The sequence below is a fragment of the Streptomyces cucumeris genome, assembly GCF_024295805.1.
In the GTDB taxonomy this organism is placed as follows: Bacteria; Actinomycetota; Actinomycetes; order Streptomycetales; family Streptomycetaceae; genus Streptomyces; species Streptomyces cucumeris.
This window is the reverse complement of sequence record NZ_JANCLX010000007.1, coordinates 206,748-220,229: the sequence shown is the minus strand read 5'-3', so window position 1 is coordinate 220,229 and position 13,482 is coordinate 206,748. Positions and strand designations below refer to the sequence as shown.

Annotated in this window: 12 protein-coding genes; 10 read left to right on the top strand and 2 right to left on the bottom strand. The window is 72.5% G+C overall.

Annotated features, from left to right (window positions below; translation table 11 throughout):
- Positions 1-8 precede the first annotated feature (8 nt).
- Complete coding sequence (locus NMK44_RS13520) at positions 9-530, top strand: sigma-70 family RNA polymerase sigma factor (RefSeq protein WP_254742250.1); 522 nt, start codon at positions 9-11, stop codon at positions 528-530.
- Positions 531-653: 123 nt separating this feature from the next.
- Positions 654-1,157, top strand: a complete 504-nt coding sequence (locus NMK44_RS13515; protein WP_254742247.1) for a GNAT family N-acetyltransferase — start codon at positions 654-656, stop codon at positions 1,155-1,157.
- Between the two features lie 49 nt (positions 1,158-1,206).
- On the opposite strand, the gene NMK44_RS13510 is transcribed toward NMK44_RS13515, so the two are convergent.
- Both NMK44_RS13510 and NMK44_RS13505 read right to left on the bottom strand, forming a co-directional pair.
- Positions 1,207-1,662, bottom strand: a complete 456-nt coding sequence (locus tag NMK44_RS13510; protein WP_374215265.1) for a hypothetical protein — start codon at positions 1,660-1,662, stop codon at positions 1,207-1,209.
- Positions 1,655-2,023 carry a hypothetical protein gene (locus NMK44_RS13505; RefSeq protein WP_254742244.1) on the bottom strand — a complete coding sequence of 123 codons (369 nt, stop codon included), beginning with the start codon at positions 2,021-2,023 and terminating at the stop codon, positions 1,655-1,657. Before NMK44_RS13505 ends, NMK44_RS13510 begins: the two co-directional genes overlap by 8 nt.
- A gap of 149 nt (positions 2,024-2,172) precedes the next feature.
- Here NMK44_RS13505 and NMK44_RS13500 point away from each other — a divergent pair, with 149 nt between their 5' ends.
- From NMK44_RS13500 to cobT, 8 genes are all read left to right on the top strand, one after another.
- Positions 2,173-2,820, top strand: coding sequence for an HAD-IA family hydrolase (locus NMK44_RS13500; RefSeq protein ID WP_254742241.1), 648 nt, complete (start codon positions 2,173-2,175; stop codon positions 2,818-2,820).
- 398 nt (positions 2,821-3,218) lie between these two features.
- Positions 3,219-4,280, top strand: coding sequence for a methionine ABC transporter ATP-binding protein (locus NMK44_RS13495; RefSeq protein ID WP_254742238.1), 1,062 nt, complete (start codon positions 3,219-3,221; stop codon positions 4,278-4,280).
- Positions 4,277-5,077 carry a methionine ABC transporter permease gene (locus NMK44_RS13490; RefSeq protein WP_254742235.1) on the top strand — a complete coding sequence of 267 codons (801 nt, stop codon included), beginning with the start codon at positions 4,277-4,279 and terminating at the stop codon, positions 5,075-5,077. The genes NMK44_RS13495 and NMK44_RS13490 overlap by 4 nt, the downstream gene beginning before the upstream one ends.
- Before the next feature lie 111 nt (positions 5,078-5,188).
- A complete protein-coding gene (locus tag NMK44_RS13485) occupies positions 5,189-6,010 on the top strand; it encodes a MetQ/NlpA family ABC transporter substrate-binding protein (protein ID WP_254742232.1) in 822 nt (273 codons plus the stop codon).
- Between the two features lie 37 nt (positions 6,011-6,047).
- Positions 6,048-6,866, top strand: coding sequence for a MetQ/NlpA family ABC transporter substrate-binding protein (locus tag NMK44_RS13480; protein ID WP_254742229.1), 819 nt, complete (start codon positions 6,048-6,050; stop codon positions 6,864-6,866).
- A 150-nt stretch (positions 6,867-7,016) separates the two neighbouring features.
- Positions 7,017-7,655, top strand: coding sequence for a GNAT family N-acetyltransferase (locus tag NMK44_RS13475; RefSeq protein WP_254742226.1), 639 nt, complete (start codon positions 7,017-7,019; stop codon positions 7,653-7,655).
- A gap of 278 nt (positions 7,656-7,933) precedes the next feature.
- The gene (gene cbiE, locus NMK44_RS13470) at positions 7,934-9,184 is read left to right on the top strand and encodes a precorrin-6y C5,15-methyltransferase (decarboxylating) subunit CbiE (protein WP_254742223.1); all 1,251 of its coding nucleotides are present in this window, start codon (positions 7,934-7,936) and stop codon (positions 9,182-9,184) included.
- A gap of 279 nt (positions 9,185-9,463) precedes the next feature.
- The gene (cobT, locus tag NMK44_RS13465; RefSeq protein WP_254742220.1) at positions 9,464-13,417 is read left to right on the top strand and encodes a nicotinate-nucleotide--dimethylbenzimidazole phosphoribosyltransferase; all 3,954 of its coding nucleotides are present in this window, start codon (positions 9,464-9,466) and stop codon (positions 13,415-13,417) included.
- Positions 13,418-13,482 lie beyond the last annotated feature (65 nt).

Below are 13,482 nucleotides of genomic sequence, written 5' to 3'. Positions count from 1 at the left end.
CGCCCGGCATGGACCTAGTGGAGGAACTGCGCCCGCTGCTGGCCGCCGAGGCGGCGGCCGAGGCGTACGCCGCCGGTGTCGAACCCGATGAGCTGGAACAGGCCGTCTGGCTGCGGCTGCTGGAGCGCACCCGGGACACCGGCCCGCCACCGGAACCGGCCCGCTGGCTGCGCGGCGCCGTCCGCGCCGAGGTGCGCGGCGCCCGCCGCCGGGCTCGCCGCGAGGTGCCGTACGACCCGGTGGACGACCGGCTGCCGGAGGGGCCCGAGCCGCGCCCCGCGGAACAGGCCGTGCTGACCGCCGAGACCCGCCGGGTGCTGCGCGCGGCGGTGCGGAAACTGCCCGGCCGCTGCCCGCGCCTGCTGGGCGCGATGCTGTCCCGCTCGGACCTGACGTACCGGGAGATCGCGGGCGAGTTGGGAATGTCACAGGGCAGTCTGGGGCCCGTACGTTCCCGATGTCTGGGTTGCCTGCGCAGAATGCTCACGGCGGAGATTGCGGCTCCCGAACCCTGGGGAAAGGAGCGTTAGACAATCGGCGCCCGGGAAGCGGACGCACCACCGCGCGGCGCTTCCACCCAGGGCCATGAACCCCGGCCGCACACCCACCCTCACCGCGGCCGGGAGGACCGAGACAAGGGGAGGCATGCGCACATGGGCATGAGCGTGACCATCTCCGCGGCGACCGCGGACGACGCCGAGCAGATCCTCAAGCTCCAGTATCTGTGCTACCAGGGCGAGGCCGAGCTGTACGGGGACTACTCCATCGAGCCGCTGACGCAGACGCTGGACGATCTGCGGGCCGAACTCGGCGAGGGTTGTGTGCTCGTGGCCCGGCTGGGCGCGGAGGTCGTCGGTTCGGTCCGCGGCGCGGTCGACGACAAGGGCACCGCCGCCATCGGCAAGCTCATCGTCCACCCCCGGATGCAGCGCCACGGCCTGGGCGGGCGGCTGCTCGCGGCCATCGAGGGGCGGCTGGCCGAGGAGCGGGCCGCCAAGCGCTACCGCCTCTTCACCGGACACCGCAGCGACGGCAATCTGCGGCTGTACCGCCGTAACGGCTATGCCCAGGTGGGCACCGAGGAGGTCAGCCGGCGGCTGAGCGTGGTCACGCTGGAGAAGGACGCCTCGGCGTCGGCCTTCGCCGCCAGCGCGTAAGCACCTCGCGGGACGGACCGGGCGGGACACCGCTCGGTCCGCCTCGCGCTCAGTCCTTGCGGCGCAGCCAGAGCAGACCGGTGACCGGCAGGAAGATCGGGATGAAGAGATAGCCCATCCCGTAGTCGGACCACACCGTCTGGTCGGGGAAGGCGGAGGGGTCGGCCAGCGTCCAGGTGCCGATGGTGAGCACCCCGATCAGCTCCAGCGCACAGCAGACCATCGCCGCCCGGCGCGCCCCCTCGCCGCCGCGCACCAGCGAGACGGTGATGAACGCGTACACCGCCGCCGAGACCGCCGAGAGGATGTAGGCCAGCGGCGCCTCGTGGTACTGGGCGATGAGCTGGTAGATCGAGCGGGACGCCGCCGCCACGGTGAACACTCCGTAGAGCAGCACCAGCAGCCGGCCCGGACCCTGTCCGAGACCGGTCCGCCGGGCCGCGGGGCCCGATGTCCCGTCGGGCCGCGCCGACGCGGACCGCGAGGATTCCGTGGACTCAGCCACCGACGCCTCCCCAGATGTCGTACAGCCGCACTTCGAGCACGGCCAGCACCACGGCCGCGGCCGCGACCGTCGCCGAACCCCAGCGGGTCCGCTCGGCCAGCGACATGAACGCCGCGATCGGCACGGCGAGCGCGGAGCCGATCAGATAGGCCACGAAGATCGCCAAGCCCTGGTCGGGGTCGTCCCCGCCCGCCAGCCGGACGATCCCGACGACGAGCTGGACGATCGCCAGCAGGGCCACCACGGCCATACCGATGAAGTGCCAGTCCTTGGTGGGCTGGTCGCGATAGGCGGCCCAGCCGCACCAGGCGGCGAGCAGGAGCGCGGTCACACCGAGCGCGACCGTCAGCGCCGCGATCAACGGGACCTCCGTGCGGTGTGGTGGCGCACACAGGGGGTGACAAGCATGGGACGACTGTAATCGCCTCTGATGACCGCGTTGTCATCGGCCCCGGGCCCGGGGCCGATGCGGTGGCCGGGCCGGGAAGGCGCCCACGTACGCTGCGCGCCATGAGGATCTCCGCTGACGCCCTGCTGTTCGACAACGACGGAACCCTGGTCTCCTCCATGGAGTCGGTCGTGCGCTGCTGGACCCGGTGGGCGGGGGAGTACGGCGTGTCGGAGGAGGAGTTCGCGGCCGTCGAACTGCACGGCCGCCCGGCGAACGACATCATCGGCGATCTGCTGCCCGCCGAGCGGATAGCCGGGGCCCGCGCCCGTATCGACGCGCTGGAGCTGGCGGACGTCCCCGGCGGGGTCAAGCTGCTGCCCGGCACCGCGGAACTGCTGACCGGCCTTCCCGCCGCCCGCTGGGCCGTGGTGACCTCGGCGAACGCACGGCTGGCCGCTGCCCGGCTGACCGAGGTGGGGCTGCGCCCGGGGACGCTGATCACCGCGGACGACATCACCCGCGGCAAGCCCGACCCCGAGCCGTTCCTGCTGGCCGCCGAGCGGCTGGGGGTGGACCCGGCCCGCTGTGTGGCCTTCGAGGACGCCCCGGCCGGGCTCGCCTCGGCCCGCGCGGCCGGGATGCGGACCGTGGCGTTGACCACAACGGTCCCCCGGGCCGAGCTGATCGCCGACTGGGTGGTGGAGGACCTCTCGGCCGTGTCGGCCCAGGCCACCGACGGGGGAGTGGAGCTCACCGTACGGGCCTGAATGATCGCTTCCGCTTGTCCACGGGCTGGTCAACGATGTCCGCTATACGGACATGGTTGATCGGCCCGTCCTGCTGTCTGCTTTACTTGCGGCCATGACCACGACGAGCATCCGCATTCCCGCGACCGAGGCGTTCACCGCGCCCGGTGCTCGTTGTCGGTGTCGAATGTGTGACTGCTGAGGGCCCCTGTCCGTGTCTCGCGCCCCGAAGCGAGACCGCTGAGCCGGCTGCCGCGCGCCCATAACGCGCCGGACCGAGCTGCCCCGCGTCACCGGAACCCGTAGCCGCGCCACGACGTCCCGCCGTCGTGCCCGCGGGGGTCCCCCTGCCGCGTTCCGCAATGAACGAACCGTGTCCGGCGCACCCCCGCCGCGCACTCAACAGTGACGGAAACCCTGTGATCACCACCACGGACCTGACCAAGGTCTACCGCTCACGAGGCCGCGAGGTCACCGCCCTCGACGGCGTCGATCTGCATGTCCGCGAGGGTGAGGTGTACGGCGTCGTCGGCCAGAGCGGCGCCGGGAAGTCCACCCTCATCCGCTGCGTCAACCTCCTGGAGCGCCCCACCTCCGGCACCATCGCCGTCGCCGGTCAGGACCTCACCGCGCTCGCCGGGCGCGGGCCGCGGGCCGGATCCGCGCTGCGCCAGGCCCGCAGCCGGATCGGCATGGTCTTCCAGCACTTCAACCTGCTGTCCTCGCGCACCGTGCGGGACAACGTCGAACTGCCGCTGGAGATCCTCGGGGTCTCCGGCCGGGAGCGCACCCGCAAGGCGCTGGAACTGCTCGAACTGGTCGGTCTCGGCGACAAGGCCAAGGCGTACCCGGCCCAGCTCTCCGGTGGCCAGAAACAGCGGGTCGGTATCGCCCGTGCGCTCGCGGGTGACCCCAAGGTGCTGCTGTCGGACGAGGCCACCTCGGCGCTCGACCCCGAGACCACCCGCTCGATCCTCCAGCTGCTGCGCGACCTCAACCGCCAGCTCGGGCTGACCGTACTGCTGATCACCCATGAGATGGACGTGGTCAAGACGATCTGCGACTCGGCCGCGCTGATGCGCGGCGGGCGGATCGTGGAGTCCGGCCGGGTCACCGATCTGCTGGCCACCCCGGGGTCCGAACTGGCCCATGAGCTGTTCCCGGTCGGCGGCGAGCCCTCGGCCGCGGACCGCACGGTCGTGGACGTCACCTTCCAGGGCGAGGCCGCCACCAAGCCGGTCATCTCCCAGCTCTCCCGCACCTACAACATCGACATCTCGATCCTCGGCGCCGCGATGGACACCGTCGGCGGCAACCAGGTCGGCCGGATGCGCATCGAACTGCCCGGCCGGTTCGAGGAGAACGTCGTCCCGATCGGCTTCCTGCGCGAGCAGGGGCTCCAGGTCGACGTGGCGGCGATCGCCGACGGCCCGCGGGCGGCCGCACCCACCACCCAGCTGCTCAAGGAGGGCGCCAAGTGACCTGGTCCGAGATGGAGCCGCTGCTGGAGCAGGCCTGTTGGGACACCCTCTACATGGTCGGCTGGTCCGGACTGATCGCGGTCGTCGGCGGACTGCCGCTCGGAGTGCTGCTGGTCCTCACCGACCGTGGCGGGGTTCTTCAGAATGTGGTCGTCAACAAGGTTCTCGGCCAGATCGTGAACGTCGCCCGCTCGATGCCGTTCATCATCCTGCTGGCGGCCCTGATCCCCTTCACCCGCCTGGTCGTGGGCACCACCATCGGGCCCGAGGCCGCGGTCGTGCCCCTGGCGATCGGCGCCATCCCCTTCTTCGCCCGGCTGGTGGAGACCTCGGTACGCGAGGTGGACGGCGGACTCGTCGAGGCCGTGCAGTCGATGGGCGGCTCCACCTGGACCGTGGTCCGCAAGGTGCTGCTGCCCGAGGCGCTGCCCTCGCTGATCTCCAGTGCCACCACGACCGTCGTGGCACTGCTGGGCTACTCGGCGATGGCCGGCACCGTCGGCGCCGGCGGACTGGGCGACCTCGCCATCCGCTACGGCTACCAGCGGTTCGAGACCGATCTGATGTGGATCACCGTCGCCATCCTCGCCGTGGCGATCTCGGTCATCCAGTTCGTGGGCGACTTCGCGGCACGCTCCCTCGCGCACCGCGGCCGTTCCTCGTCCGTCCCCCGGCTGGTGCTGCTGCGCCCCGCCAGGAGCGCCCCGTCCGCCCCGGCCGCCGCCGGGACCGCCGCGGCCACCGGTGAACCGGCCGGTGCGGAGCCCGCGGACACCGAGCCCGCCAAGGTCCCCTGAGCCACCGTCCCCCTCCGACCACACCCCCACCTCCCCCCCACAGCCCCACCCCTCGCACGGTGCCTGCGCACCCCCGGCGGCACCGTGCGCCCCAGAAGAAAGGCACTTTTCGTGCGTAACACCACCAAGACCGTCACCATCGCCCTCACCGCCGGAGCGCTCGCCCTCGGCCTGTCCGCCTGCGGCACCGAGAACGCCGCGAGCAAGGACGGCCCGCTCATCGTCGCCGCGAGCCCGGTCCCGCACGCGGAGATACTCACCTACGTCAAGGACCACCTGGCCGAGAAGAACGGCCTCGAGCTCGAGGTCAAGGAGTTCACCGACTACAACACGCCGAACCTCTCCACCCAGGACGGCTCGGTCGGTGCCAACTACTTCCAGAACCAGCCGTTCCTGGACGACTTCAACAAGAAGAAGGGCACCGACATCGTGCCCGTCGTCACGGTGCACCTCGAGCCGCTCGGCCTGTACTCCGACGGGGCGAAGAAGGTCGGGGACATCAAGAAGGGCGCCACCGTCGCCATCCCGAACGACACGGTCAACGAGGCCCGCGCGCTGAAGCTGCTGGACGCCAACAAGATCATCGAGCTCAAGGACGGCGTCGGCACCGAGGCCACCCCGAAGGACATCGCCGCCAACCCCAAGGGCCTGAAGTTCAAGGAGCTCGAGGCCGCCCAGCTGACGCGTGCGCTCGGCGACGTGGACGCCGCGGTCATCAACGGCAACTTCGCCATCGCGGCCGACCTCAAGCCCGCGAAGGACGCCCTGGTCCTGGAGTCCCCCGAGAAGAACCCCTACGGCAACTTCCTCGCCGTGAAGAAGGGCAACGAGGACGACCCGCGGGTGAAGAAGCTGGCCAAGCTGCTCACCTCGCCCGAGGTGAAGAAGTTCATCAAGGACAAGTACGCCGGCTCCGTCCTCCCCTCGTTCTGACCGGCCCGCGCGTCACCGCACCGAAGGAAGCGACATCATGCGCCAGATCGCCGTCCCCGTCGCCGCGGTGGTACTCGCCCTCGGGCTGACCGGGTGCGGGGCGGGCTCCGCCGGTGGCTCCGACGACGACACCCTCGTCGTCGGGGCGACCGCCGTCCCGGCCGGTGAAGTGCTCGCCCACATCGAGAAGCACCTGGCCAAGAAGGCCGGGCTCTCGCTGGAGGTCAAGGAGTTCACGGACTACGTCCTGCCGAACACCGCCCTCCAGGAGGGTTCGCTCGACGCCAACCTGTACCAGAACGTCCCGTTCCTGGATAACTTCAACACGACCAAGGGCACCGATCTGGTGGCCGTCACGGACGCCTATCTGCCCCCGATGGGCGCGTACTCCAAGCGCGTCAAGGACATCTCCGCGCTGTCCGAGGGCGCGACCGTTGCCGTGCCCAATGAACTCACCAACGAGGGGCGGGCGCTCCAGCTCCTCGCGGCCAAGGGCGTCATCGGGCTGAAGAAGGATGCCGGACCCACCGCGAGCCCGGCCGACATCACCTCCAACCCGAAGAAGCTGACGTTCAAGGAGCTGGAACCCGCCCAGCTGCCCCGCTCCCTCGACGATGTGGACGCGGCCGTCATCAACAGCAATTACGCGCTCGACGCCGGACTCGACCCGGCCGAGGACGCGATACTGCTGGAGTCGGTGAAGGGAAATGAATACGCCAATGTCCTCGCCGTGAAGAAGGGCAATGAGGACGATCCGCGGGTGAAGAAGCTGGCCAAGCTGCTCACCTCCCCCGAAGTGCGGAAATTCATCCAGCACAAGTACCGCGGTTCGGTGCTGCCGGTCACCGCGGGTTAGCCGACGGAAGCCCAGGGCTCCGCATTCCGGCACACAACCGGATGCGGAGCCTTCCGCTTGGCCACCCCGTGCTGCGTTTCCCCTGGCCGATGCTGCATGCTGGGCACTCTTGACGGCTACGGAAAACGACCCCCGGTTACGGAGCGGCGCATGACATCCACCTTCCCGGACATCTCCATCAGCACCGAACGCCTGGTGCTGCGCCCGTTCGAGGAAGCGGACGTACCCGCGCTCGCGGAGATGATGACCGACGAGCTCGTGGTCACCTGGACCAGGGGGCCCCTCCCGTACACCCAGCGCGACGCCCGCGATCAGGCGCTGCGGCTCGCCCCGGCCGAACGCACCACCGGCCGCGGAATCGTCTTCGCCGTCGCCGAGTTCCTCACCCAGCGACTGGTGGGACTGGTCCATCTGCGCAACACCGACTGGCGGGTCCTGGGCACCGAGATCAGCTACATCACCGCCCCCTGGGCGCGCGGTGAGGGCTATGCCTCGGAAGCGGTGCTCGCTGTCGCCCGCTGGCTCTTCCAGGACCAGAAGTTCGAGCGCCTGGAGCTGCGCACCGCCGCCGACAACACCGCCGCCCAGCAGGTGGCCCAGAAGGTCGGCTGCATCAGCGAGGGCGTGCTGCGCAACGCGGGAATAGCCCGCACCCAGACGGAGGACGGCGGCTGGACGGATCTGCGCACCGACCTCATCGTGTGGAGCCTGCTCGCCGAGGACCTCGACGGAATTCCCGAATCCATGGCCGGATCGGACGCCTTCGGCGGCTATTCCGACTGGGGCTGACCCCGGGGCCGCGCGCCCCCGCGCCCCCGGCGCACCACCCCGGCCGCCGCCCCCGCTCCGGCGGTCCGGACCAGGCGGGGTAATCTGCCCGAGCCCGCGTACCGCGTACCCACGCACCGGCCCGCCCGCGCCGCATCCGCGCCATCCGGCGGCCGTGTCCGCGGCGCACCCGCGAAACCTCGCGAGCACACCCCGCGGCACCCGCCGCACCCGGCACACCTGCGGCACCCCGCACGGCGACCCGACCGACCGAACGACACCCGGGGAGACAGACGACGATGGCCGACCGCGTCACGGTGATCGGCTGGGACGGCTCACCGCTCACCGACGTGGCCCGTTCCGCCCTCGGCGCGGCCACCCTGGTGGCCGGAGCCGCCCACCACCTGGCGCTGCCCGAAGTGCCACCGGGCGCCGAGCGGATCCGGCTGGGCAGTGTGGACCTCGCCGCCCGCCGCATCGCCCAGCACCGCGGCTCACCCGTGGTCCTCGCCGACGGCGACCCCGGCTTCTTCGGTGTCGTCCGGGCCCTGCGCGCCCCCGAGCACGGGCTCGAGGTCGAGGTCGTCCCCGCCGTCTCCTCCGTCGCCACCGCCTTCGCCCGCGCCGGAATGCCCTGGGACGACGCCCAGGTGGTGGTCGCGCACAGCCGCGATCTGCGCCGCGCCGTCAACGTCTGCCGCGCCCACACCAAGGTCGCCGTTCTCACCTCGCCCGGCGCCGGGCCCGCCGAACTCGCACTGCTCCTCGGCCCGGTGCACCGCACCTTCGTCATCTGCGAGGCCCTGGGCACGGAACGCGAGCAGGTGACCGTCCTGACCTCGGAGAAGGCCGCCGACCACGTCTGGCGCGACCCCAACGTCGTCATCGTCATCGGCGGCTCAGGCACCACCGCCCCGCCCGCCGGGCGGCCCACCGGAACCGCGCGCGGTGCCCAGCACGGCGGCTGGATCGCCGGACGGGACCCCGGCTTCCCGGGCACCGTCCGCGGCTGGGCGCTGCCCGCCCCCGCCTACGCGACCGTGCTGGGCGAGAGCGAATCCCAGCAGTTGCGCGCCCTTCAACTGGCCCGGATCGGACCCCGGGTGGGCGACCTGGTCTGGGACATCGGCGCGGGCAGCGGCGCGGCCGCGGTGGAGACCGCCGGGTTCGGCGCCGCCGTGATCGCCGTGGACCGGGACGCGGACGCCTGTGAGCGCACCGCGACCCTCGCCCGCCGGTTCGGCGTCCAGCTCCAGGTCGTCCAGGGCACCGCTCCCGGCGTCCTGGAGGACCTCCCGGAACCGGATGTGGTGCGCATCGGCGGCGGGGGCGTGTCCGTGGTCGCCGCGTGCGCCGCGCGCCGCCCCGAGCGCATCGTCACCCACGCCACCACCCGGGACGAGGCGGAAGCCGTGGGGCGGGCGCTGGAGGACGGTGGCTACGCCGTCGAGTGCGTTCTGCTGCAGTCCGTCGAGTTGGACACGCGGGGGTGGACCGAACGCGAGCGCGCGGTCGCCTTCCTGGTCTGCGGCCACCGCCCGCACCAGTGATTTTGTCCCTGTGACGTTCGCCCCGTGCTTCGCCCCGGTGACCTTCCCGCGGGCTCGCGCGGGGTAGGCTGGCGGATCGTTGTACTGCCTGTGCCGCTGCCCGGTGTTCGGTGCTTTATCGGTCAATGGCCGGAATATGTGCCTCCCTTGATGGGGCCGCGGCAGGCAAGCCTCGGGCGTGCTACGTGCCGCGCACGGCGCACGCTCGTTCTTGCTCACGGGGCTTGCTCTCGGCGGTAGGCGGTTGGAAGGAGCACTAGCGATGGGCGAGGGGTACGCATGACCGACACCGGCCAGGTCCCGGGTGAGGGACAGCCGGAGAACGCAGGCGGACGACTCGGACACCCGCACCCGGCGGATGTCCACTCCCCGCCCGCCGACGCCGGTTACACCGAGCAGCCGCAGCCCGGTGCCGCTCCCTACCCCTACCTCGAACCGCACGAGACCGGTGGCGAGGAGGACGACCTGCTGCTGATGCCCGGCGCCCAGGGCGCCTGGAGCGAGCAGCAGGCCCAGTACCAGCAGCCGTCGGCCGGCACGCCGCCGCACGGGACGTACGCGGGCGGGGCGCCGGACCCGGCCGCCGCCGAGTACGCCGGAGTGCAGCCTCCTGCTGTGGCCCCGCAGGCCCCCGATGCGCAGCCGCAGCCCCTTCAGCAGCCGCTGTCCCAGCCGCAGCCGCTCCATCAGTCCCCGCCGCAGCCCGCGCGGCGGCCGTTGCACATGGGCCCGCCGCTGCCCGACGCCTCCAACGGCGTGGTGCGGTCACTGGCCGACCGGGGACCGGCCGCCGCCCGGCACGCCGGGACCGCCCCGCATGTCGAGCCCCCGGTCGTGGAACCGGAGCCCGAGCCGGAGCCGCAGGCCGTCCACGCCGAGCCCGAGCCCCTCGCCGAGCCCGAGCCCCTGGCCCAGCCCGAGCCCCTGGCCCAGCCCGAACCGCAGCCTCAGCCCGAGTACGTGATGGAGCCGGAGCCGGAGCAGTCGGCCGGCGGCGAGTTCGCGGTGGATGCGCAGGGCGCGGACTACGCCACCGCGCCGGAGTACGCGGCGGGGCCGCAGTACTTCGCCGCCCCGCCCGAGGACACGGCGTCGCTCCCCGGCCCGCAACTCGCGGACATTCCGCAGCCGGGCGAGGCGTGGGACTCCGCTCCGCCGCAGACGCAGCCCGCACCGCAGGTCCAGCCGGAGCCCGTGCAGGAGCCCGAGGCCGAACCCGTGCCCGAGGCCGAGCCTGTGCACGCCGAAACGGTCGGTCGTGAGGAGGAGGCCGCGGCACCGGAGGACACCGGGGTGTCCGAGCAGGTCCAGGATGCCGAGGTGCCCTCGGCTCCCATGCCCGCGGAGTACACCGGACCGTCGGAGCCCGTGGAGCCGGAGTCCGCCGGGACGCCCCCGGCTGCCGCGACCATCCCGGCCCAGGGCGGTGAACCCGTCATGGAGCCCGCCCATGTGCCCGCGCCCCACGCGGCGGCCGCGCAGGGTGCGGACGCCACGATGGCCGAGGAGCCGGTGATCGGGATCCCGGCCCAGGTCCAGCCCGCTCTCGCTCCCGAACAGCTCGACGCACCGTCCGCCCCGTTCCCCGGCCCCGTAGCGGAGATCCCGGCGCAGCTTGCGCACGAGGCCGTGACCACACCGGCCGACCCGGCCCCGGCGGAGGAGGACGCCCCGCAGGTGGAGGACGCCCCGGTGGCGGAGACGGCCCTGCCGGTGGAGCAGCCCCCGGCCGTGGAGGAGGCCATGACGTCGGCGGAGGAGTCGCCGCAGCCCGCGGAAGAGCAGGGCGCTGACCTTGCGGAGCCGGTCGCGGTCGGCCCCGGTCACTCGATAGTCACTGACGATCAGTCCCGGCCCGCAGAGGCCGGAGCGGAAGCCGAGGCCGAGGTGACCGAGGCGGTCGCGGAGGCCGCCGCCGGGGAAGCGGCCCCGCTGCCGGAGGCCGAGGTCCCGGCACCCGAGGCGGACGCGGTGGCGGAGGCCCCCGCCGAGGAGCGGGCCGAACTCCCGGAGGCGGAGGCCGTCGAGGAGGAGACCCCGCGGCAGGAGGCCGTACCGGAGGAGCTCGCCGGGGTGGAGACACCTGAAGCCGGGCCCGTGGTCACGGAGGCCGCTGAGCCCGTCGAACCCGTTCAGGCCGTCGAGACCGCCGGGGAAGAATCCCCCGAGCCCGTCGTCCCGGAGGCGGCCGCCGAGGAGACCCCCGAGACCCCCGAGGCTCCCGCCGACGCGACCGAGGCCCCCGAGGCCGAGACCGTGGAGGCCGTGACCCCCGAGGCGGTGGCGGCCGAAGCCGAGACCGAGGTTGTGACCGAGGACGTGGCCGAAGCCGGGGAGCCCACCCCGGACGTGGCACCCGACGCCGTCGCCGAGGACACGGCCCCCGCCGACACGGCTCCGGAGGACGCCGACGCCGTGGCCACCGAAGAGCCCGAGCCCGAGGACGGGCCGGAGCCCGAACTCGAACGTGAACCCGAGCCGGAGCCCGAGCCGCTCGGCCCGCCCGCCGAGGGCTACGCCGAGGCCGAGCGCGCCGCCGTGCACCGCGTGATGCGCGAGCGCCGCGACATCCGCAACGGCTTCCGCTCCGACCCCATCCCGCACGAGGTGCTGCTGCGCGTCCTCGAAGCCGCGCACACCGCGCCCAGCGTCGGTCACTCCCAGCCGTGGGACTTCGTGGTCATCCGCTCCGAGGAGACCCGGCGCACCATGCACGAGCTGGCCACCCGCCAGCGCGAGGCGTACGCCAAGTCCCTCCCCAAGGGCCGGGCCAAGCAGTTCAAGGAACTGAAGATCGAGGCGATCCTCGAGACCCCGGTCAACATCGTCGTCACCGCCGACCCGACCCGCGGCGGCCGTCACACCCTGGGCCGTCACACCCAGCCCCAGATGGCGCCGTACTCCTCCGCGCTCGCCGTGGAGAACCTCTGGCTCGCGGCCCGCGCCGAGGGCCTGGGCGTCGGCTGGGTCAGCTTCTTCGACGAGCGCGAGATGGTGCGGTCGCTCGGGCTGCCCGAGCACCTGGAGGCCGTGGCCTACCTGTGCGTCGGCTATGTCGACGAGTTCCCGGAGGAGCCGGAGCTGATGCGGGCCGGGTGGTCCAAGCGCCGCCCGCTGTCCTGGGTCGTCCACGAGGAGACGTACGGCCGCCGCGCGCTGCCCGGCGAGGACCCGCACAACCTGCTCCAGGAGACCCTCCAGGGCATCCGCCCGCTGGACGCCAAGGCGCTCGGCGAGGCGTGGGAGCGGCAGAAGCGGATGACCAAGCCGTCCGGTGCGCTCGGCATGCTGGAGATCATCTCCGCGCAGCTGAGCGGACTGTCGCGGCAGTGCCCGCCGCCGATCCCGGAGCCCGCCGCCGTGGCGATCTTCGCGGGTGACCACGGGGTGCACGCCCAGGGCGTCACCGCCTGGCCGCAGGAGGTCACCGCCCAGATGGTGGCCAACTTCCTGGGCGGCGGCGCGGTGTGCAACGCGTTCGCCAGCCAGGTCGGCGCCGAGGTGTGCGTGGTGGACGTGGGGGTGGCGAGCGATCTGCCGAGCACCCCCGGTCTGCTGCCGCGCAAGGTGCGGGCAGGTACCGGTGACTTCACCACCGGCCCCGCGCTGAGCCGCGAGGAGGTGCTGCGCGCCCTGGAGGTGGGCATCGAGACCGCCCGCGATCTGGTGGCCGCCGGGAACAAGGCGCTGCTCACCGGTGAGATGGGTATCGCCAACACCACCGTCTCGGCCGCCCTGGTCTCGGTGTACACGGGTGTGGACCCGTCCGAGGTGACCGGGCGCGGCACCGGTATCAACGACGAGATGCACGCCCGCAAGATCGATGTCGTACGGCGCGGTCTGGAGCTGCACCAGCCCGATCCGGCGGATCCGATCGGGGTGCTGGCCGCGTTCGGTGGTCTGGAGCACGCCGCGATGGCCGGTCTGCTGCTGGGCGGCGCCTCACTGCGCACACCCGTCATCCTGGACGGGGTGAGCGCGGGGGCGGCGGCCCTGGTGGCACGGGCCATCGCGCCCGAGGTGCTGGCCGCGTGCATCGCCGGGCACCGCAGCGCCGAGCCGGGCCATGTCGCGGCCCTCAACAAGCTGGGTCTGCGTCCCCTGGTCGATCTGGATCTGCGGCTCGGTGAGGGGACGGGCGCGCTGCTCGCCCTCCCGGTGGTGCAGAGCGCCGCGCGCGCGATGCACGAGGTGGCCACGTTCGACTCCGCCGGGGTCACGGAGAAGAACTGAGGCGCGCCCCCGCGACGTAGGGTGTCCGCGGGGGCCACGTCCCACTGTTGATCAGCCGCTCCAGT

Bases quoted from the DNA above. Each gene is read 5' to 3' on its own strand.
- NMK44_RS13520 (WP_254742250.1), top strand. From the start codon at position 9: ATGGACCTAGTGGAGGAACTGCGCCCGCTGCTGGCCGCCGAGGCGGCG.
- NMK44_RS13515 (WP_254742247.1), top strand. From the start codon at position 654: ATGGGCATGAGCGTGACCATCTCCGCGGCGACCGCGGACGACGCCGAG.
- NMK44_RS13500 (WP_254742241.1), top strand. From the start codon at position 2,173: ATGAGGATCTCCGCTGACGCCCTGCTGTTCGACAACGACGGAACCCTG.
- NMK44_RS13480 (WP_254742229.1), top strand. From the start codon at position 6,048: ATGCGCCAGATCGCCGTCCCCGTCGCCGCGGTGGTACTCGCCCTCGGG.
- NMK44_RS13475 (WP_254742226.1), top strand. From the start codon at position 7,017: ATGACATCCACCTTCCCGGACATCTCCATCAGCACCGAACGCCTGGTG.
- cbiE (WP_254742223.1), top strand. From the start codon at position 7,934: ATGGCCGACCGCGTCACGGTGATCGGCTGGGACGGCTCACCGCTCACC.
- cobT (WP_254742220.1), top strand. From the start codon at position 9,464: ATGACCGACACCGGCCAGGTCCCGGGTGAGGGACAGCCGGAGAACGCA.